At 58.8% G+C, this 18647-nt stretch carries 23 protein-coding genes and 1 pseudogene; all 24 read right to left on the bottom strand.

From position 1 onward, the window contains the following. Nucleotides 1-2 precede the first annotated feature (2 nt). The 24 genes and pseudogenes from flgF to MKS85_RS11265 all read right to left on the bottom strand — a co-directional run bounded on the left by flgF (nt 3) and on the right by MKS85_RS11265 (nt 18647). Nucleotides 3-1181, bottom strand: coding sequence for a flagellar basal-body rod protein FlgF (gene flgF / locus MKS85_RS11380; protein WP_310662856.1), 1179 nt, complete (start codon nt 1179-1181; stop codon nt 3-5). Next, the gene (locus MKS85_RS11375; RefSeq protein ID WP_013693099.1) at nt 1181-1603 is read right to left on the bottom strand and encodes a flagellar hook assembly protein FlgD; all 423 of its coding nucleotides are present in this window, start codon (nt 1601-1603) and stop codon (nt 1181-1183) included. The genes flgF and MKS85_RS11375 overlap by 1 nt, the downstream gene beginning before the upstream one ends. Next, the gene (locus tag MKS85_RS11370) at nt 1593-2393 is read right to left on the bottom strand and encodes a hypothetical protein (RefSeq protein ID WP_310662855.1); all 801 of its coding nucleotides are present in this window, start codon (nt 2391-2393) and stop codon (nt 1593-1595) included. Before MKS85_RS11370 ends, MKS85_RS11375 begins: the two co-directional genes overlap by 11 nt. Next, entirely contained in the window at nt 2356-2817 is a 462-nt protein-coding gene (locus tag MKS85_RS11365; protein WP_310662854.1) for a hypothetical protein, read from the bottom strand. Before MKS85_RS11365 ends, MKS85_RS11370 begins: the two co-directional genes overlap by 38 nt. Beyond that, nucleotides 2807-4159, bottom strand: a complete 1353-nt coding sequence (locus MKS85_RS11360) for a FliI/YscN family ATPase (RefSeq protein ID WP_310662853.1) — start codon at nt 4157-4159, stop codon at nt 2807-2809. The genes MKS85_RS11365 and MKS85_RS11360 overlap by 11 nt, the downstream gene beginning before the upstream one ends. After that, nucleotides 4137-4865 carry a FliH/SctL family protein gene (locus tag MKS85_RS11355; RefSeq protein ID WP_310662852.1) on the bottom strand — a complete coding sequence of 243 codons (729 nt, stop codon included), beginning with the start codon at nt 4863-4865 and terminating at the stop codon, nt 4137-4139. The genes MKS85_RS11360 and MKS85_RS11355 overlap by 23 nt, the downstream gene beginning before the upstream one ends. Next, the gene (locus tag MKS85_RS11350; protein ID WP_310662851.1) at nt 4852-5304 is read right to left on the bottom strand and encodes a hypothetical protein; all 453 of its coding nucleotides are present in this window, start codon (nt 5302-5304) and stop codon (nt 4852-4854) included. The genes MKS85_RS11355 and MKS85_RS11350 overlap by 14 nt, the downstream gene beginning before the upstream one ends. Nucleotide 5305: 1 nt before the next feature. Continuing rightward, the gene (fliF, locus tag MKS85_RS11345) at nt 5306-6682 is read right to left on the bottom strand and encodes a flagellar basal-body MS-ring/collar protein FliF (protein ID WP_310662850.1); all 1377 of its coding nucleotides are present in this window, start codon (nt 6680-6682) and stop codon (nt 5306-5308) included. 3 nt (nt 6683-6685) lie between these two features. Then, nucleotides 6686-6991, bottom strand: coding sequence for a flagellar hook-basal body complex protein FliE (fliE, locus tag MKS85_RS11340; protein WP_310662849.1), 306 nt, complete (start codon nt 6989-6991; stop codon nt 6686-6688). Between the two features lies 1 nt (nt 6992). Further along, nucleotides 6993-7388: a flagellar basal body rod protein FlgC gene (locus tag MKS85_RS11335; protein WP_013693091.1), complete on the bottom strand. Its 396-nt coding sequence runs from the start codon at nt 7386-7388 to the stop codon at nt 6993-6995. Between the two features lie 2 nt (nt 7389-7390). Continuing rightward, nucleotides 7391-7768 (bottom strand): hypothetical protein, encoded by a 378-nt coding sequence (locus MKS85_RS11330; RefSeq protein WP_310662848.1) that lies wholly within the window; start codon nt 7766-7768, stop codon nt 7391-7393. Between the two features lie 9 nt (nt 7769-7777). Further along, the gene (locus MKS85_RS11325) at nt 7778-8887 is read right to left on the bottom strand and encodes a flagellar basal body P-ring protein FlgI (protein ID WP_310662847.1); all 1110 of its coding nucleotides are present in this window, start codon (nt 8885-8887) and stop codon (nt 7778-7780) included. Beyond that, nucleotides 8884-9462 carry a flagellar basal body L-ring protein FlgH gene (locus MKS85_RS11320; RefSeq protein WP_024617146.1) on the bottom strand — a complete coding sequence of 193 codons (579 nt, stop codon included), beginning with the start codon at nt 9460-9462 and terminating at the stop codon, nt 8884-8886. Before MKS85_RS11320 ends, MKS85_RS11325 begins: the two co-directional genes overlap by 4 nt. After that, entirely contained in the window at nt 9449-10150 is a 702-nt protein-coding gene (gene flgA, locus MKS85_RS11315; RefSeq protein WP_310662846.1) for a flagellar basal body P-ring formation chaperone FlgA, read from the bottom strand. The genes MKS85_RS11320 and flgA overlap by 14 nt, the downstream gene beginning before the upstream one ends. 5 nt (nt 10151-10155) lie before the next feature. Beyond that, on the bottom strand, nt 10156-10929 hold the full coding sequence (locus tag MKS85_RS11310) for a flagellar hook-basal body complex protein (protein ID WP_310662845.1): 774 nt from the start codon (nt 10927-10929) through the stop codon (nt 10156-10158). 15 nt (nt 10930-10944) lie between these two features. Then, nucleotides 10945-11655 (bottom strand): flagellar hook basal-body protein, encoded by a 711-nt coding sequence (locus tag MKS85_RS11305; RefSeq protein WP_310662844.1) that lies wholly within the window; start codon nt 11653-11655, stop codon nt 10945-10947. After that, on the bottom strand, nt 11652-13736 hold the full coding sequence (locus tag MKS85_RS11300; RefSeq protein WP_310662843.1) for a flagellar biosynthesis protein FlhA: 2085 nt from the start codon (nt 13734-13736) through the stop codon (nt 11652-11654). Before MKS85_RS11300 ends, MKS85_RS11305 begins: the two co-directional genes overlap by 4 nt. After that, a complete protein-coding gene (locus MKS85_RS11295; protein WP_092141993.1) occupies nt 13733-14806 on the bottom strand; it encodes a flagellar biosynthesis protein FlhB in 1074 nt (357 codons plus the stop codon). Before MKS85_RS11295 ends, MKS85_RS11300 begins: the two co-directional genes overlap by 4 nt. After that, nucleotides 14803-15546: a flagellar biosynthetic protein FliR gene (locus MKS85_RS11290; protein WP_139049713.1), complete on the bottom strand. Its 744-nt coding sequence runs from the start codon at nt 15544-15546 to the stop codon at nt 14803-14805. The genes MKS85_RS11295 and MKS85_RS11290 overlap by 4 nt, the downstream gene beginning before the upstream one ends. Nucleotides 15547-15566: 20 nt before the next feature. Further along, a complete protein-coding gene (locus MKS85_RS11285) occupies nt 15567-15830 on the bottom strand; it encodes a flagellar biosynthetic protein FliQ (protein WP_139049789.1) in 264 nt (87 codons plus the stop codon). 263 nt (nt 15831-16093) lie between these two features. Then, nucleotides 16094-16399: a hypothetical protein gene (locus MKS85_RS11280; protein ID WP_310662842.1), complete on the bottom strand. Its 306-nt coding sequence runs from the start codon at nt 16397-16399 to the stop codon at nt 16094-16096. Nucleotides 16400-16848: 449 nt separating this feature from the next. Further along, complete coding sequence (locus MKS85_RS11275) at nt 16849-17139, bottom strand: DUF3077 domain-containing protein (RefSeq protein WP_310662841.1); 291 nt, start codon at nt 17137-17139, stop codon at nt 16849-16851. A gap of 496 nt (nt 17140-17635) precedes the next feature. Further along, nucleotides 17636-18116 (bottom strand): annotated as a pseudogene (locus tag MKS85_RS11270) (IS4 family transposase); the annotation flags it as partial. 138 nt (nt 18117-18254) lie between these two features. Further along, a complete protein-coding gene (locus MKS85_RS11265; protein ID WP_139049711.1) occupies nt 18255-18647 on the bottom strand; it encodes a hypothetical protein in 393 nt (130 codons plus the stop codon).

Below are 18647 nucleotides of genomic sequence, written 5' to 3'. Positions count from 1 at the left end.
GTTCAGCCCCCTCTCGTTCCGTTGTACAGCTGTTCCAGCATTTCATTGGAGACCGTCATTACCCTGGAGCTGGCCTGATACCCACGCTGAATGATCAGAATGTCTCCGAATTCCTGGGCCAGATCGACGTTGGACAACTCCAGGTAACCGCCCTGGATACGCCCAAACTGCTTCTCCCCCGCTCGGCCAAACTCGGCCTTCATGGAAGAAGGCGCGTGGTAGAGCGAATTGGCGCCCGCGATCAATGCACTTTCATCCGCGAAGTCAGCCAGCGCCAACTGGCTTCCATCACGTTTCTCGCCGTTGGCGTAGGTGAATTTAAGAATGCCCTTCTCATCGAATGCGAAAGAGTTCAGACCGGCAACCGCGCTACCGTCGACTACTCGTGCACCCAGCGTATGGCTTGGTCCACTGGCGACCTGGGAGGCCAGGTTAAAACTACCCGGTGTTCCGAAATCCAGCACAATGCTCTGAACCTTGCCATTCACCGCCAATGGAACCGACAACGTGTTGAAACCAGCAGAAGGGCTGCCGTCTATGCCAAAAGCAATGGTGCCGGTTTGCAACTGAGCGCCGCTCGCGTCGGAAACCGTAACGTTCCAGCTATTGGCGGGTGTCGTTTTCGGCTCGAATTTCACGCTCAGGGTATGGCTCGCACCGGTCGAGTCGAACACCTGGATGGCGTTGATCTGATGGGTCGCCTCCGTAGTACCGGTACGAGCCAAGGCCCCCACCATCTCGACTCGGGTGGTCGCCAGCGGCGGCAAGGTACGTTGTCCCTGGATATTGAGATCGCGCAGATTCCCGGACGAGTCGATACCCGCGATGCGTTGCTGGCTGATGGTATCGACCAGATAACCGTCCTTATCCACCTCGAATTGCCCGGCGCGGGTGTATGACAACGCGCCCTGTTCATCGCGCAGAACGAAATAACCGGCGCCGTTGATCGCCACGTTGGTGTTATTTCCGGTCTGGCGGTTCTCACCCGGCTTGATACGGACTTGGGTGCCGGCAATGCCTGAACCGAAGCTCTGGCCATCCTGCCCGTTGACGGCGCGATAAAAAGTATCGCTGCCTCTGTAGCCGGGCGTGTTCATGTTCGATACGTTGTTGGAGACGTTATCCAAGCCCTTGGCGAAGGAAAACAGGCCACTCATTCCATTAAAGAAAGCTTGCAGCATCACGCCCCCTGCCTGACCAGTTTGATTTGTGACAGTCGCACGTCAGTGAGGACCGTACCGTCGGTTCGTTTGACAGACAGCACCGGCCCCGTCGATGAAAACGCAATCGCCGTCACCGAGCCAATCGCCGTTCCACCCGTGGTGATGCTGACTTCAACTTGGCGCCCCAGCAGGCCCAGGGACTGTGAAGTGGCATTCATGGACACCAAGTTATCGGTGTTTTCATTGGTGATACGGGTCTGCTCAAGGTTGGCGAACTGCGCCATCTGCGCCAGGAACTCGCGATTGTTGATCGGCTCCAACGGGTCTTGAAATGTCAGCTCGGTCAAAAACAGCTTGATAAAGTCTTCCTGCCCCAGACGGCTCTGGGCCAACTCCGAGGTGGTGGAACTCAGCTCATTGCCGATCGCTTCAACGGCCATCGTGTTCACCTTTGTAATCGTTCGAAAGAGGCGATGCGCGCCAGACCTGCTGACCATTGAGCCAGATCTGCTGCGGCCGCTCAGGCATCGATGAAGCCCGACGAGAAAGCTCGTCTATCAACTCATCGCGTTCTTGCGCGGTGAGCCGGTAGTCTCGCACCAACAACTCGATGCCTTGGCCCCGTGGCAGGAACTGAAAATGCCGATCCGACCATTTCCCGTTCAAATAGCTCAACAGCGGGTGACTAGTGGAATCCTCAGCGCCCTGCTGCTCAATGGTTACGGGCTCGCTCCAAGGTCTATCGGGGCCTTTTGTCGAGACAGCACCGGGCATGGAGAACATTGCCGAAGTCGTCGACAAGGCGCTGGAAGGGGCTGAATAGACTTGCTCAGCACCGATTGAAGCGACGCTGTGCACACCCGGCTCCGCCAGGAATACATCGGGCAGATAAGACAGGTGATGCCCGGCGTGTGCACCCAGCGCATACAGTTCAAGCGCCTCGGCAGTCATGGACGCTGACGCACCGCCGGAACGCAACTGCATGACCCGCGCCAGATCCGCTTCAGCCATGGCGGAGTGTGCGAGTCGTTGCTCCGACATCACCTGCGGGTTGCGCTGCTGACCTGCGCTTTCGTTTGAAGTCGGTGATTGATCATGCAGGCCTATTTTGCGCTCGAAGTCCTTTGCCTGCGTTTCACGAGCGGGAGGACGTTGCTGATCCGCCGCCATGGTCCACAACGATGCCCCTACTTTAACGGCCATTTCCCATCCCCTGCGCTTGCTGTGCATCAAAAATGTCGATGGCTTCGTATTCGCGCACCGCTTTATCCAGCAGCACCTGCAGTCGATCCTTGGCCTTGTCGATCAGGTCTTCGTTCACCTTGCACTTGAGCAGCTGTGACATGGCCGCATGCGCCAGGCTTCGTGCCTCGATGACGGGCTGATGCGCCGCTGCAAGCCGCTGAAAAGCGGCTGTCTGCGCCAGTAAGCGCTGTTCGTGCTGGGAGGGATCGAGCATGACGCCAATACGCCCCAACGCGTCATGGTTCGCCTGGAGGTTGTCGTAGCGAAGCTGCTCCGCACTCAGTCGATGCTCGGCTTGGGCCAGCTCATGGCGACTGTGGTTGTAAACGAGCTCCGCTCTTTCCCGCTGCATGGCACGCAAACGAGAGGCCGCATTCAGTTGCCGCGACTTGCGCCACTCATCTTGCATCGCTCACCCCCTTGCCCAGCCGCTGGAACAACTGATGAACCGTTTGCCAGGTGCTTGAGGCAGAGAAATGTTCCTGAGGGGTTTGCTGCAACAACGCATCGAACTCGGGTTTCAAGTCGATCATGGTGTCCAGCAACGGCTGCGAGCCCTTTTCATAGGCGCCCAGCTCGATCAGGTCCACGCTGTTCTGATAATTGCCAAGCGCTGAGCGCAGGCGCTCGACTTGGGCTTTGCGCTCTTGGGTGTGCAGAGCACCCGACAATCGGCTGATGCTGTGCAGTACATCGATGGCCGGCCAATGTCCACGGGCCGCCACACTGCGACTCAAGACAATATGCCCGTCAAGAATGGCCCGCATATGGTCAGCCACGGGCTCATTCATATCGTCGCCCTCGACCAGTACGGTATAGACCCCGGTAATGGAACCTTGCCCGTTCAACGCACCAGCACGCTCCATCAGCGGCGGTAGCAAGGCAAATACTGAAGGCGTATAGCCTCGACTCCCCATGGGCTCGCCCGTTGAAAGACCAATTTCACGCTGGGCCAGGGCAAAACGGGTGATCGAGTCCATGATCAGCAGCACATGCCTGCCCTGGGCCCGGAACCATTCGGCAATCGTCGTCGCCGTGTAGGCTGCCTGGCGCCGCAGAACCGCCGGTTGCTCGGCCGCCGCGGCGATAACCACGGCCTTTTTCAAACCCTCCGGCCCCAGGCTGTCGCGAATGAAATCGCCCACCTCGCGGCCGCGCTCGCCGATCAAGGCAATCACGATCACATCGGCTTCTGCATATTTGCTCATCATGCCTAGCAAGGTGCTTTTCCCCACGCCACTGCCGGCAAAAATGCCAATCCGCTGGCCGCGCCCAAGCGGCGTGAAGGCATCGACGGCCTTCACCCCCGTGAGCAGCGTGGTGTCGATCGGCGAGCGGTGCAAAGGATTGATCGGCGCCACGAAACGCGGCATTCGCGTCAGCCCTTTAGGGGCCGGCAAATCATCCAGGGGGTTGCAGGTCGCATCCAGAACACGCCCCAACAGACTGGCCCCCACGGGAACCGTGTAGGGGGTTCCACGGGCATGGACTTCGCTGGCCAGGCATAAACCATCCACCGTGCCGTAAGGCATCAACAGGGTGGATTCACTGCGCAAGCCGACCACTTCAGCCGCAATGACCTCGCCACCGCGAGCTGGGTGGATGTCTACCAACTCTCCCAGCCGGACATCCAGGCCGGTGGCGTGCAGCACCATGCCCTGGACCGAACTCAAACGGCCCAGCCGCCGACACAGGCGGGCCTGGGTAAGCTGCGTCAACAGTCGACTCTCAAGCCCCTGCCACACGGCCATCTTCCCGCTCGATCAACACGGCTGCGACATTGGCCAGTTGCGTTTGCACACCGACATCCAATTGACCGCCGCCGAAGTCGATCAGGCAGCTACCGGGGGAGGCCTGTGGATCGACCTGAAACGACGCCAATAGCGCGTCATCCGGTGCCAGCCGAAGCAACGTTTCGTAATCCCCACGGGCAACACGAATCCGCATTGGACCGACCAGTTGATATTCTTCGATGGCCCGCCTCGCCAGGTCGGCGATTAACGGACGCGTTTCGGCATGCAGGTCTAAAAGACGTGTTACCACTGCCAGCGCGAGCCGTCCTAGCGAGGGCTCCATGGCCACCATCAATTGCTTCTGTTGCGCCCCCAAGGCTTCAACCAAACGTGCGAGTTGAAGTCGTTCCGTTTCCAGCGCAGTACGCAGGGAAGCTTCCTTCTTCAACCACTGCTGCTCCTGATGGGCCAGGGCCTCGCTCAGTTGCGCACGGGCCTGTTTGCCGCCTTCCAATAGCCCCTTCTCGCGGCTCTCCCGCTCAATTTCCGCGAGCTCCAGCGCGAAGGTATCGCGCAACGTCTGCTTCACGTCCGGTTGAAGCGTTTCATTGGACAAGGTGTTCGTTCGGATATCGGCGCCAAGGGTTGGCAGACGTCGAGTTCCCAGGTTCTGGGAAGGTTGACGCAACACCGTCGACGACAGGGGCGGCTTAGGCGCGCTCATCACCCGCCTCCTGGGCATCCATCCGGGCTTTCAAACTATTCATCAGTGCCGGCGGCAGTACCTGCTTGGCAAATTTGCTATCCCAACGACGGACCTCGGCACTGTTGGCCAGGCTACCCAACACTTCACGGCGTGCAGTGGGTGTTTCCAATTGAAGGACCAGCGCGCCCCAGAACGGATGCGTCGCTTTCGAAAGCCGGGCCTTGAGCGGCGCGTTGTCGGGCATCGTGCGAGGGGCCGGCGGTGTTGCCGCCAGCTCGCTCATCAGCCCGGCGACAACAGAAGGATCGTTGTTCAAGCCCAGGAGATTGATCTCCTCCAACAGCACCTCGACCTGGCGACGCTCCTCGGATTCCAGCCGCGCCAGAATCCACTCACGGTCTTCGGCATGAGAACAGGCAAGGCGAATAGCCGCTTTACGAAGCGCTGAGAACTCCATGTCAGCGCCCCTCCAACAGCCAGCGGCGCAAGTCCACCAGCAATTGCTCGCGCTCGACCGATGTCATTCGCGGCACAATGGCGGGCACGGAAACAGACTTGCGTCGTCCTTTCACCCAGAGCATCAACAGACCGATTGACAGGGCAGCCAGCAAGCCGACACCCAACCAGCGCGTCCCTGGCAACGATAGATCAGCATTGACTGGCTCAGGTACCTCAGCGTTACTCACTGGCACCGGTTGCGCCAAGGGCTCGGCCACCTTAGGCGTATCCGGCACGGGCATATCGGGGATGTACACCATCACCAAGCGATCGCCCCGCTTGAGATCCAACCCCAAAGCCGCTTCAAGCAACGCCTGGATATCTTTCATTTGCGCGTCCGATACCGGTGTGCTGAGCACTACGCCAACGGTAATGCGCTCAATCTTGCCTGTCGCATGTTCGGTTTCAGCACGTGCCTTACCCACCTCATAATCGATTTCCCGGTTGTTCTGGGAGCGCTTGCTGGTGGACTCGCCACTGGAATTCTCAGTGGATTCCGTACGCTTTTCACGACGCATTTTATTCGTCAGCGGTTGCTCGCTGATGGATTTGACCCGGTCAAAATTCATCAGCACTCGCACAGACACATCGACACCATGGTTGCCGAGCGGACGCGCCAGCAGCTCCTCGGCCTTCAACTTGAGCGCCTGCTCGACCTGGGCCGTCAATTGCAGGTGTTCCGGTGCCGCCGCTGCGCCATCGGAGGCACTGAGTACCTGGCCGTCTTCGTTGAGCACCGAAACACGTTCAAGGGTCATGCCCTCCACCGCCGACGACACCAGTTGCTGAATCCCCCTGACCCGCTGTGGCATCAACGTCCCCGCGGAACGCAGACGCACAATCACCGACGCCTTGGGTGGTTCTTCCGTCTGCTGGTAGAGGCTGGTTTTCTTGAACGTCAGGTGCACACGGGCATATTCCACTTCGGACATGCTCATGATCGTGCGCGCCAGCTCCCCTTCCATGGCCCGCTGGTAATTGATTTTCTGGCTGAACTCCGACATGCCGTAGTCGGCCTTGTCGAACAACTCGAACCCCGTACCGCCACGGGTCGGGATCCCCGCCTCAGCCAGATACATACGGGCAGAGGCCGCATGATCGGCCAGGACTTCAATCGCACCCTGCTGCGTATTGATCCGATAGGGCACGTGACGTTGGCTCAATGTGGCCAGAATCTGAGCCTGGGACGCCTCGTCGGCGTTTCTGTACAACGCCACATATTGCGGTCGGATCACCCACCACGCCGACGCGGCCAGCAGGCCGACAATCAGCAAGGCACCGAGCAGAAAGACACGCGTACGACCCGCCAGGAACGAAGACACCGGTTGATTCTCCATGGCTTAGATCTGCAACCGCGTGAGTTCCTGGTAGGCATCTACCAGACGGTTGCGCACCTCAACGGCCAACTGCAGCGACAGCTTCGCTTGCTCCATGGCCATGACCAGATCGTGAGGCGCAATGTTGTCGCCCAGCGCATACGCCGACAGCATCTCACTGGCCTGACCGGTTTGTGCATTCAGTTGGGTGGCACCCGATTTCAGCAAATCGACAAAATCGGTGCCCTGAGTTCCCATCGGTCCGTCCGCCAAGGCAGCGGCCGGTGAAAGATCGGGGGTCAATGCAATAGGCGCAATGGCGGCGGTCATGTCACTTTCCAATTTCAAAGGCTTTGAGCGTCATTTCACGCAAGCTGTTGTAGGAGCGAATATTGGCTTCATAGGCACGGGTCGCCGATACCAAGGTCGCCATCTCTCTGGCGGCTTCGATGTTGGGGTAATGCACCATGCCATTCTGGTCAGCCATGGGATGGCTCGGTTCATGGACCAAGCGGCTATCGCTACGCGCCTGGGCGTGAACCCGCGGCTGCTGCAACCCCAACTGGCCGGCGAAACTGGTGGGTGGCGAGACGCTGAGCAACGGCGAACGTTCGCCCGGCCCTATTGCCACGTTGGCGATCGCCAGGTTGTAGCTGGCGACTTCTGCTCGCGAACGCTCATAAGCCATGCTCCCGCGAACGATCTCGCTGATGTTGTCCAGAGGCATTCTCAGCGACCTCCCCGGACAGCCAACTGCATCAATGCGAACTGGCGTGATACGCCGTCTGCCAAGGCCTGGTAGCGACCGCTCGCGGCGGACATCTGCGCCACTTCACCGTCGAGCGCCAATGGTGTGCCCGGGGTGTAGCTTTGCAAATACGGTGTCAGCTCGCTGTCCTGAATCGAACGCAACGCCTGGCCGAACAACTCAGGGTCGTTGTGCAAGCCGCGCAAGGCGGCCATCGGCTCGTAACCGTTGAGGCGCATGGCCTTGCCCCCCGGAACGTTGGCCATGGCGATATTGTGCGCCGCGACCTTCGCCCGCAGTTGCTCCAGGCTCATGGCGAAGCGCACGGTCTCTATTGCAAGACTCATATCGGTTGACATCAATCTTCCTTATTGAACGATGAGTTCGGCGTGCAGAGCGCCCGCCTGTTTAATGGCTTGCAACACGGTGATGACTTCTCGCGTGCTCAATCGAACCCGATTGAGGGCTTTCACCAGATCTCCCACCGTCGCCCCCTCGGCCAATTTCACCGGCCCGTGTTCTTCTTCATTCACCGTTAGCTCGGTGTCAGGCACAACCACCGTGCCGACGCTCGGCCCGGTGCGGGCCACCCACGAGGGCTGCGACACCTGGAACTTGGTGCTGATCACGACACTCAGCGAACCCTGGGAAATGCTCACCTCGCCCAATCGGACATTGGCGCCCGCCACCACCGTACCGGTGCGTTCGTTGACCACCACCCGGGCGGCATAATCCGGCGCCACGGAAACGTTCTGCACCCTCGAAATCAACCGAGGCACGGTCATGCCGGCGGTCACGGGTACTTCCACTTTGGCGGCATGCACGACACGCACACCGGGCACGCCCAACTCGTGGCTCAAGGCATCGGCGATGCGTTGGGCGGTGGTGTAGTCCGGCTCGTTGAGAATCAGCACCAGGTTTCTCGAAACCTCATCGTTTTCCGAAAAGGCCGAACGCTCGACGCTCGCCCCCCGAGGGATGCGCCCCACGGTCGGATGGTTCTTCTGCACGGAATTTTGGTTGGCCTCGAAGACGTACCCGCCCACCGACATCGGCCCTTGGGCCAGGGCGTAGAGTTTTTCGTCCGGGCCATACAGGGGGGTCATCAGCAAGGTGCCGCCGAGCAGACTGCGGGCATCGCCCAGGGATGAGACCTCGACGTCCAGCTTGTCCCCCGACTCGCTGAACGAGCGCAGGTTTCCGGTGACCATCACCGCCGCTGTGTTGCGGGTATTGAGGTCTCCATCAGCGACATTCACGTTGAAGTTCTTCAGGGTATTGACCAATGATTGGCGAGTGGCCCGATTGCGGTCGGTATCGCCGGTGCCGGCCAAACCCACCACCAGGCCGTAGCCGATGATGGAATAGTCCCGCACACCTTGAATGCGCGTCAGCTCCTTGATCCGGACATCAGCCAACGTCGGTTGCAGCAAAAGGGCGAGCAGCAGGCCCGAGAGCAGTCGAACGACACTTTTCATAAGATTCGCAGCCACTTGAGCACCCGAAAAACGATGTTCTGCTTCTGCGCGTCGGTCACCACACCGTCACCGACGATGTCGATTTGTGCGTCTGCCAGGCGATAGGAAAGCACCGTGTTGTTGTAGGCGATGTCATCGGGCCGAACGAGACCGGTGATCCGCACCTGCTGTTTTTCGTCATTGACCGTCACCCGTTGCTCGCCGCTGACGCGCAACAAGCCCTCGGGCAGTTGTTCAATGATCCGTACCGAAACGTTGGTACGAATCTGTCCGCTGCGGTTGGTCTGCCCGGTGCCGTTGGTATCGCCTCGCAAGCCCAGGCTCGCTTGATGGGTGTTGCTGTCCAGGCCCGTGCGCGCGGAAATGTCGGTATTGCTCTCGGCCCCGGTGCCGGCCGCACTTTGCGCCGTGGTTGATTCCACCACCAACACCGTCAGGGTGTCGCCAAGGTGGTAGCCGCGGCGATCTCCCGTCAGGGAGCGATAGCCATCGGGATTGATCAGGCTCTGTGCACAAGCCATACCCGGCAGCAACAGCATCACCAGCCCTGCCTTGCGAACGTTACTGGTCCACATGAACCTCTCCTTTACCGGCGACCACCGCCAACAGGCTCGATTCGGCGCCGTCCAACATCACCGGTACGCGTTCGCCCAACACCCCCGGGCGCAGCGCCTTGCCTTCGGTGCGCAGCATCAGCCCCGGACCATAGACCACCACGGTCACCGGAGCATCGCGGTACACCAACGGCTCGACCTTGAGATGACGCTTGAGCACTGGCATGCCGGCATTGATCGATTGCGTCAGCCAAAGCCCTGCCAGGTCGTTGGGTAAATCGCCGGGCGACATCTGCCCCGCCGCCAGGTCCACCCGCTCCAGGCGCGGCTGAACATCGGCCACGGCCTGGTCGGCTCGCCCGTTGCGACCGTAGACCCACGCCAGCTTCCAGGCCTGGACCTTGAACCACACCGTCACCACGCTGGGTCGTTCGTGACCGCACACCGTGCCACTCAACGCCACGGATACCCGGCTGCGAATGCCCTGGCTCAACAGCCGGATTTGCGGATGCGCCATGGCCGGCAGCTCACCCATGGGCGTGAGCTGAAGTTCAACCTCAGGCGTGGCCAACTGCGCCTGGATTCGTTGAGTGACCGTCGTCAAGGCATGACTTGCCGCCGACGCATCGCAACTGGCATCGGGCGTTGCCTGGGTATAACCCGCGCAGGCGAGCCACAGCCCGAGTCCGGCCAACCAATGGATTTTCATGAGGGTCAACGGCGCAGGTTATTGATAGTTTCCAGAATCTGATCGCTGGCTTGCAGCAATCGCGCATTCATCTGGTAGGCACGTTGGGCCAGCACTAGCCCGCTCATCTCGTCGATCAGATTGACGTTGGACATCTCGACATAACCTTGCAGCAGCACACCCTGACCGTCTCGACCCGGCTCGGCATAAATGGCTTCGCCGCTGGCCTGCGTTGGTCGATAGAGGCCGTCGCTGAGTTTGCTCAATGCCTCGGCGCTGGCGAACTTGGCCAGTTGCACCTGACCAACACTGATGATCTCGCCTGTCTCGGTGATAGTCGCCTGGACCTCGCCGTTCTGCTTGATCACCAGGTTGCGTGCGTCCGGCGGTACGCGCAAATCGGCCGTCAGCGTCTGCCCATCCGGCATTGCCAGTTGGCCTTCGCTGTCGAGGTGAAAACGCCCCGCGCGGGTGTACGCCAGTTCCCCCGTCGGCAACGCCACTTCGAAGAACCCATCGCCCTGGATGGCCAGGTCCAATGCGTTGCCGCTTTCGCGGACGGTGCCTGGGCTGAAGACCTGGCTCGGCTGTGAAGCCTGGATGCCCGCACCGGTCAGCAGGCTCTCGGTCATGCCACCGCCATCGTCGCGTGTCCCGACTTCGCGAACCATGTCGTGAAAGTCCACCTGGCTGCGCTTGTAGCCGATGGTCTGCATGTTCGCAACGTTGTTCGAAATGCTGTCGATCCATGCCTGGTTCGCGGTCAGCCCGGAGCTGGCAATACTTAATGAGTCAATCACAAGCACATCCCTTGATCAGTTCTTGCCAATTTGGTTGATACCGCTGTTGAGCATGCCGTCGTAGGCCGACAGCGCTCGCTGCATCGTTTCGACATGCCGCGACACTTCCATCATCTTCACCATGTCGGTGCCCATGGCCGCGTTCGAGCGTTCCAGCAGCCCCTGATGCACCACGAAGCTGTTGGCGGGGGTGATTCCGGTACTGGCCGCATACAGTCCATCGCCAACGGCGAGTAACTGCTGCGGATTGTCGACGCGCACGATGCTCAGGCGCCCTACCGGCCGATCATCGACACTGACTTCACCAGTCCCATCGATCCTTAGCACCCCGTCCGCCACCTGCAGCGGACCGTCGTCGGCCAATACCGGGTAACCCGCCCTGCTGACCAGATAACCGGCCTTGTCGACCTGGAAACGGCCATCGCGACTGAGCAACACACCGCCCGGTGTCTTGATCGCAAACCAGGCATCGCCCGCCAGCGCCAGGTCCGTGGCTCGCCCGGTGTGTTGCAACGCTCCGCCTTCGGTACTGATCCAGGTTTGCGCCTGGATGTCATCCAGGCCACCGGCGACGCCAGGACCGGCCGCGTTCGAAGCCATGACATTGAACGTGCGCTCAGCCCTGTAGCCATAGGTATTGGCATTGGCGACGTTCTGCGACACGGCCTTCAAGTTGTCGATATCACGCTGGATGACCCCAGCCAGTTGCATGATCAAATCGCTCATGGGGACTCCAGGCTGGGGAAACCGGGCAGGTCAATCATGCCCGCCGAGGTGACGCGGGCGTGCTGCCCCACTTCATTGACCGACAGCACCGCCATGTGCGGCACAGCTCGCGACATGAAGGCTCGCAGCACCCGTCGTAATGGTGCAGCACACAACAGCACCGGCTGCTTGTTACCGCTAAGTTGCCGTTCTGCCTCACGTGCGACGGTGGTCACAAATCGCTCCAGCTCCTGGGCCGGCAACAACGCCGATTGCAGGCCTTCGCGCGGACGTGCGGCAGCTAGCATGTAGCCTTCCAGTTGCGGTGCAATCGTCAACACGTTGAGCTCGCCGTTTTTATCCACCAGACGCTCATAGAGGGCCGCGCCCAGGCGCTCGCGCACCCGCTCGGCGAGGTCTTCGGCACTCTTGTTGCTGCGCCCCGCATCCACCAGCACTTCGAGAATGGTCTCAAGGTTGCGGATAGACACCTGCTCACGCAGCAACAGTTGCAACACCCGCTGGATGTCCGAGTAGCTGAGGACCTGAGGCACCAGTTCATCCACCAGGCTGCCCAGGCCCGCGCGCTTTTTCTCGATCAGTCGCTCGGTCTCGGCACGGGTCAGAAACTCCGGCGCATAGCGGCGGGCCAGCTCGGACAAATGGGTCAGCAACACGGTGTCGGGCTCGACCAGGGTGTACCCCGCCGTGCGCGCCTGGGCCCGTTGCGCCACCTCGATCCAGAGCGCCTTGAGCCCGTAGGTAGGTTCCTTGGTGGCGCGCCCTTCGAGCACCAGCGTTGCGCCACCGGGGTTGATCGCCAGTAACTTATCGAACTCCAACTCGCCCGCGGCAATCACCGCGCCCTGTACACAGACCTGGTAGGTGCCGTTGGCCAGTTTCTTGTCGGCGTGCACGTTGAGCGATGGCAAGGCAAAGCCATAATCCTTGGCGAACTGCTTGCGCAGGTTTTCGATGCGCAGGCTCAAGGTGCTGGTAGCGGCGAGGACGTGAGCCGCGAGGTCGGCACTCAAACGCAGTTCAAACGCATCGGTGTTCATCAATGCGTAGACGTCGCTGGATTCGCTGTCTTGCCCGGACAGCAGGTCCTGTTCCGGGTCCTCGCCTGCGTTGGCCTTGCCCCGTAACTTGCGGTAGGAAAACCACGCCGCCGCGGCAAACGCGCAAAACAGCATCATCAGTGGAACCAAGGGCAACCCTGGCATCATCGCCAGGAACAGCGTGACCAGCGCCACCACCACCAGGGTCTTGGGATAAGCCGACACCTGGCGCCCCAGCTCTGGCCCCAGCCGAGCATCGGTCGCGGCGCGGGTGATGATGATGCCCGCCGCCACGGCGATAATCAGCGACGGAATCTGCGTCACAATGCCGTCGCCGACCGTCAGCAACGTGTAGTGATGCAACGCATCGCCCCAGCTCTGGCCCTTCTGCAGGATCCCGACCGAGAGGCCGCCAATGATGTTGATTGCGATGATCACAATGCCGGCAATCGCGTCGCCCTTGACGAACTTGGACGCGCCATCCATCGCCCCGTAGAAGTTCGACTCACGCTCCAACTGGCTGCGTCGGCGCTTGGCTTCTTCCTGGTCGATGATGCCCATGTTCAGATCGGCGTCGATGCTCATCTGCTTACCCGGCAACGAGTCCAGGGTAAAACGGGCGGCGACCTCTGCCACGCGTTGGGCACCGCTGGTGACCACCACGTATTGCACCACCACCAGAATCAGGAAAATCACAAAGCCGATCACATAGTTGCCGCCCACCACGTGGGTGCCCACCGCCGCGATGACCAGCCCCGCATCGCCGTCGGTGAGGATAAGCCGCGTCGCGGAGATATTCAGGGCCAGGCGAAACAACGTGGTCATCAACAACAGCGACGGAAAGGTCGAGAAGCTCAACGGCTTGTCGATGTCGAAGGTCACCAGCAGCACCATCAACGCGACGGCAAAGTTGGTCAGCAACAGCAAGTCCAACAGCCACGTGGGGATCGGCGTGAACAACACCAGCAAAATGCCGATGACCGCCACGGCCAGCAGCAGGTCACTGCCCTCGGACAGCATGCGCGACAACAGTGGCTTCATGGCGAAAGCACCTTATTGCCTGGCAACGCGATCACCCAGCGATAGATACGCGCGACATCGGCCTGAGTCGAATCCGGAATCGCCGAATCGACCCGCGCCAGGGCGTGCAGCGCCCGCGCCAAGGGCGGACGACGCAAAATCGGCACCTGGTGCTTCCGCGCAACATGACAGATACGCCGGGCATGCAAGCCACGCCCCATAGCCAGCACCTTGGGCGCGAGCATGCTGGAAGGCCGGTACTGCAAGGCCACCGCGTAATGGGTCGGGTTGGTGATGATGACATCAGCGTCCTTGACCTGGCCCAGCGCAGCCGCTTTTTTCAGCAGCGCCTGCTGGATACCTTTGCGCTTGGCACGCACTTCAGGATCGCCTTCGCGGCGGCGATGTTCGTCCTTGGTTTCCCGACGACTCATGCGCATCTGCCGGCCGAACTCGCGGCGCGAATACCAGATATCAAACAGCGCCGCCGCCGCCATCACCGCCAGCACAGTAAAGCCCAACTGCATCAGCAATTGCTTGCCGGCCTGCGGCAACTCCAGGGGCGATATCGTCGCCATGCCCAACAATTGCGGCAACACGCTTTGGAACAGGTAATACAAAACCAGCGAGAACAACGCGCCCTTGACCAGCACCTTGATCAGCTCAACGAACATGCGTCGCGAAAAGAGTTTCTTGAGGCCCTGGATCGGATGGAGTCGTTTGAAATCCGGCTTCAAGGCCGTCATTGAAAACACCGGGCCGCTGAACAGCAGATTCGTCAGGATCGCCATCAACACCAGCGCACCAATCAACGGCAACAACCCGTACACCACCTGTCGCAGGCTATAGCCGCCCTGCTCGCCCAGGTAACCAAAGCCTTGCCCCAATTGCCCGGCATTGCCCAGCCACCAGTGGGTGTGAGCGGCAATGACACTCGCCAAGGGATAAGCAATGGCCGAAAAAACCATCAGGAACGTCAACAACATGATGAAGGACAACAGATCGGGGCTGCGAGGCACCTGCCCTTTCTTGCGGGCCTCTTCGAGTTTGTAGGGCGTGGCCTCTTCGCTCTTGTCCTGCTGATCGCTCATTGAACACCCGCCGGCGACAGGGCAAACCGCAAGGCGTTTTCAATCAGCAGCGGCAAACGCTGGACGATCATCGGCAAGGTCAGGATAAAAATGAACATGCCCACGCCCAACTTGAGGGGCAAGGACAGGAAATAGACATTGGCCTGGGGCATGGAACGGGACAAAAACGCAAACGCCACATCGATCAGCCACAACCCGAGGATCACCGGCACGACAATCATGAACGCCAGCAAAAACTGCTGCGTCATGACCGTCGCCAAAGACACGGACAACGTGGTCAGCGACACACTGCCGGGCGGAACCGCCACCAGCAACTGAGCGAACACCCTGAGCAAGTCGTGATGCAAATTGAGCACGACAAACAACGCACCCAACGACCAGACCAACAGCTCGGCCATCAGGCCCATCATGTTCGAAGTGCCCGGATCAAACACCCCGGCCGCATTCAAACCGATTTGAGTGTCGATCAACTTGCCGGCCATATCGACACCGGCATGGGCGGCATGAAAACCGAACGCCATCAATACACCCAGCAACAACTCGCCCAACACCACCGGCAGTGTGAAAACAGGGGCCTGGGTGAGCGTCATGCTGCTGACCAGCACGGCGGCCAACGCCAGTGCCAGGATCAACCGGACGGTCAATGGAATGCGCGAAAAAAACAGGACCGGCGAAACCACCACGAGCGGAATCAACCTGACCGACACGAGAAGCGCATTGAGGAAGAAGAATGTCAGCACACTCACACCAAAAAACGCGGCTAGAAGCTAGCGGCCTGAGTTAATGCACTGAGTGCGAATTGTTTGAGGACCGTCAACATCCAGCCACCAAACACCAACAGCATGACCACCGTCACGATCAGCTTGGGGATGAAGGTCAGGGTCATTTCCTGGATCTGGGTCGCGACTTGCAGGATGCTGACCAGCAGGCCGACGATCAGGATGGCCAGAAGTAGCGGAGCAGCCACCACCGCGGAGGTCAGCAGCGCTTCTTTGAGCGCGTAGAGCATGAAATCCTGCGTCATCCATAACCCCAAACTGAGCTAATCCAGGTGCGCTTCGGGCGCGCCATAACGTAAATGGCTGATCGCCATTATTTTGCCATGGTAGCGATATAGTGTCAGTGGATGCAACAGGATGTTACGAGGCGAGGACGGACGGTGGTGCTTGGCTTACTGGAGGGCCTGCACCAATCAAAAGAGCTCGGGCTTCCCAGGCGCCGCGCCCCTACGATTAGGCGCCCGAGGGAATTCAATGCTGCTATCGGGCGCGAGTTGTCCAAAGATACTTACATTGAATTTTTATAGTAATCTTCGACCTTAAAAACAGCAGCACGCAAGTTGCTACTTGCCGCCCATTCGCCAACTTCTCGGCTTAATCCAAGATCCATCGCCTGAGAAAAATCGCCTTTTGATGGTCTCGGGAGTGCGCCAGAAAGAGCCAACTTACGAAAACCCTTGAGGTTTTTCACCGTTGTTTCAGCAGCTTGAATAACGAAGGGATCTTTGGTGTCGATTTTATATTTTTCTGCGATAGAAAGTGCGACATCAAGCAACTGCACAAACTCATTTACAGCAACATCACCCACGATCATCTACGTACACTCCGAATCCTTTAATGATCCAGAGGATCAAAATATATAAAACGATACCGAACGTTTGTATCTACCTGGCGTTGCTTACTCACTGCGTGTTGAGCTTCACGTCACGATATCGCTCAGCCTCAGCGCGCTTACACTACGTAGCAGATGGCCATCAACGTGGCTATGGTAGCGAAATTTGTTTCGGGGGCGCAACAAAATGTTATGGAATGGATGCGTGGATTGGTGATGGTGTTGTCGCTGTGATGGCTGGGCTTGGAATACTGGCGCAGCGGATGAGAAACGGCAAGAAGTGGGGCATTTTGTGGAGTTCCCCCGGGGTCGGAAACGAGGGAACAAACCACGATTTGAGTTCACCTGTAATCGGTCCACCCCATACTCGTGGTCTGTCCCCGCCTTCCCCCGCCCCGACGAATCAGGATGCTTGCAGTCTCGGTGCGTGGTTAGCTACTGGAGTGCTTTGATTCTCCGGATCTAACTGTCATGACTTTGACGACATCATCAATCACTGCTTTGCTCATCTCCATTAAATAATGAGCGGCCCAAGCATGGCGGTCCGTTTTCCTTTCGTAGGTTGCGTCCTCTGCAAGCCGGTAGGCGAGATGCAAGAGATCTGACGCTTGTTGCAACGCTTCATTTAACGGAACCCCGCCGTTAACGCGGAACAACGGACGATCGGCGCAATAATGGAATGGGGTGTAGCCGATAGTTTTTGCTTCTGCCTGTTCGATCATTTGTTATCTCCACTGACTGAGATGCAGCGGGACCGCGGTACAGAGCTGCGGAACAGATGGGGCCGTTTTCTTGATCTATTGCTATGCATTGTTCAACTCCCTTGATTCGAAGAGCTGCCGCATCCGTTACCAAGCGAATGGGTGGCAGCTGTGCGCAGGTTGGTAAACCGGGGAATCAAGGAAACCGGCACGTCAGAAGACGTCCCACGCACAGCTGCCATAAAACAAAATCGCAGGCCTGAAAGCCTGCAATCCTGTCTGTGCACTGTTACGCCTTATTCCACCGGGTTACCAAGCCCGGTCGCTGAATGTGCAGCGACATCCAGAGCGTAACGCGACAGAAAACCTCCGGCGAGAGGCTTAGGGCCAGAATAGTGCTTTTGGTGGGATTTTCAGAAGTTTCCTACGCGAGGACCCGATGCTCGCAGATCCCTCCGGGACAGACACGTTTTGCGGACGCAACTCAAATTCTCGAAGAACCTTGGAGAGACTTGAGCGCGTCAGTTACCAGGATGGGAATACAACCGTCAGGCAGTCGTTCGGCCAGTGTATTAAGCAAGCGTTGTTGGTAGCTCGGGCAACTCTCGCGCTCATGCACACTTTCATAAATGGGAAATGAGCGTCCGGCCAGCGGGATCGCTGCTCTCAACAAAAAAGCATCCCCTGGAGCATCAATTCGAGACCAGTCGACCAAAATCAACGGATGTTTTAGCGAGCCCAGCAACGCTCGTAACATCACCCAGTAGAACAGTGGACGCTCTGCTCTGAGGTGTTGATTACCCAGCAATCGGTCGACTCGCTTGATGGCATGCTTGGGGGTAAGCCCGGCCAGGCAGAGACCGCCCTAGGCCTGTCAGCGTCAGACGACGGCCTTGCAGTAACGAACTGACACAACTCATCAACGTAGTCAGACGGCGGGAATGGACAGAGGGAAGTGCTTGAGCGAGCGCTCTGTGTACAAATCGGATGGCCTGCATGGGTTCGGGATCTTGTTTTTGTGTTGTACAAACCAAGTTGCCGACTCATGCAGGTCTCTTCAATATTCCAACTTCTTGATTTTCTGTAAGAAAATTCGGGGATCCCTCAGGGTCGGCCCCCACTTTTTCTCCTCCCTTTCATTCATCAACTACAAATTCGAAGGACTCTGCTAAAACATCCCAATCAACCCAAGCAACAGGCTCGTCAAATAAACCCTCAAAAAGATACATTCGACAGACACCAGAATCATTGGATTGGGGAGGTAAGTCTTCCACTGAATACTCGTCCTTGAAGCCGTCTGGACTTTTTGGATCCCCTATGTATTCGGTCAAATCTCTTCGCGATGTAACAACACCTCGAAATATCAGCCTTCCGGATAATAATCGCGGACCACCGTCCATCAACGGATGTCCCATCATCGGAAGCAATCCATCCACAGGAATACACAAGGTTCTTCCTTCGACTACAGGATTACCTAGCCGAGACTCCGTAAAGTGAAGCTTGTCAAAATTTTCAGGAATTCGTCTCAT

Source organism: Pseudomonas sp. JL2 (genome assembly GCF_031570495.1).
GTDB lineage: Bacteria > Pseudomonadota > Gammaproteobacteria > Pseudomonadales > Pseudomonadaceae > Aquipseudomonas > Aquipseudomonas rhizophila.
Note: the sequence above shows the minus strand (reverse complement) of the source record. Positions and strands in the feature narration are given on the sequence as shown.

Excerpts from the sequence above, each read along its gene's own strand:
- MKS85_RS11265 (WP_139049711.1), bottom strand. The coding sequence starts at position 18,647 with ATGAGACGAATTCCTGAAAATTTTGACAAGCTTCACTTTACGGAGTCT.
- MKS85_RS11365 (WP_310662854.1), bottom strand. The coding sequence starts at position 2,817 with ATGCAAGATGAGTGGCGCAAGTCGCGGCAACTGAATGCGGCCTCTCGT.
- fliE (WP_310662849.1), bottom strand. The coding sequence starts at position 6,991 with ATGACCGCCGCCATTGCGCCTATTGCATTGACCCCCGATCTTTCACCG.
- MKS85_RS11370 (WP_310662855.1), bottom strand. The coding sequence starts at position 2,393 with ATGCACAGCAAGCGCAGGGGATGGGAAATGGCCGTTAAAGTAGGGGCA.
- MKS85_RS11355 (WP_310662852.1), bottom strand. The coding sequence starts at position 4,865 with ATGAGCGCGCCTAAGCCGCCCCTGTCGTCGACGGTGTTGCGTCAACCT.
- MKS85_RS11285 (WP_139049789.1), bottom strand. The coding sequence starts at position 15,830 with ATGACGCAGGATTTCATGCTCTACGCGCTCAAAGAAGCGCTGCTGACC.
- MKS85_RS11360 (WP_310662853.1), bottom strand. The coding sequence starts at position 4,159 with ATGGCCGTGTGGCAGGGGCTTGAGAGTCGACTGTTGACGCAGCTTACC.
- MKS85_RS11335 (WP_013693091.1), bottom strand. The coding sequence starts at position 7,388 with ATGCCTCTGGACAACATCAGCGAGATCGTTCGCGGGAGCATGGCTTAT.
- MKS85_RS11275 (WP_310662841.1), bottom strand. The coding sequence starts at position 17,139 with ATGATCGAACAGGCAGAAGCAAAAACTATCGGCTACACCCCATTCCAT.
- MKS85_RS11330 (WP_310662848.1), bottom strand. The coding sequence starts at position 7,768 with ATGTCAACCGATATGAGTCTTGCAATAGAGACCGTGCGCTTCGCCATG.
- flgA (WP_310662846.1), bottom strand. The coding sequence starts at position 10,150 with ATGAAAATCCATTGGTTGGCCGGACTCGGGCTGTGGCTCGCCTGCGCG.
- MKS85_RS11300 (WP_310662843.1), bottom strand. The coding sequence starts at position 13,736 with ATGAAGCCACTGTTGTCGCGCATGCTGTCCGAGGGCAGTGACCTGCTG.
- MKS85_RS11350 (WP_310662851.1), bottom strand. The coding sequence starts at position 5,304 with ATGGAGTTCTCAGCGCTTCGTAAAGCGGCTATTCGCCTTGCCTGTTCT.
- fliF (WP_310662850.1), bottom strand. The coding sequence starts at position 6,682 with ATGGAGAATCAACCGGTGTCTTCGTTCCTGGCGGGTCGTACGCGTGTC.
- MKS85_RS11325 (WP_310662847.1), bottom strand. The coding sequence starts at position 8,887 with ATGAAAAGTGTCGTTCGACTGCTCTCGGGCCTGCTGCTCGCCCTTTTG.
- MKS85_RS11375 (WP_013693099.1), bottom strand. The coding sequence starts at position 1,603 with ATGGCCGTTGAAGCGATCGGCAATGAGCTGAGTTCCACCACCTCGGAG.
- MKS85_RS11280 (WP_310662842.1), bottom strand. The coding sequence starts at position 16,399 with ATGATCGTGGGTGATGTTGCTGTAAATGAGTTTGTGCAGTTGCTTGAT.
- MKS85_RS11305 (WP_310662844.1), bottom strand. The coding sequence starts at position 11,655 with ATGAGCGATTTGATCATGCAACTGGCTGGGGTCATCCAGCGTGATATC.
- flgF (WP_310662856.1), bottom strand. The coding sequence starts at position 1,181 with ATGCTGCAAGCTTTCTTTAATGGAATGAGTGGCCTGTTTTCCTTCGCC.
- MKS85_RS11320 (WP_024617146.1), bottom strand. The coding sequence starts at position 9,462 with ATGTGGACCAGTAACGTTCGCAAGGCAGGGCTGGTGATGCTGTTGCTG.
- MKS85_RS11295 (WP_092141993.1), bottom strand. The coding sequence starts at position 14,806 with ATGAGCGATCAGCAGGACAAGAGCGAAGAGGCCACGCCCTACAAACTC.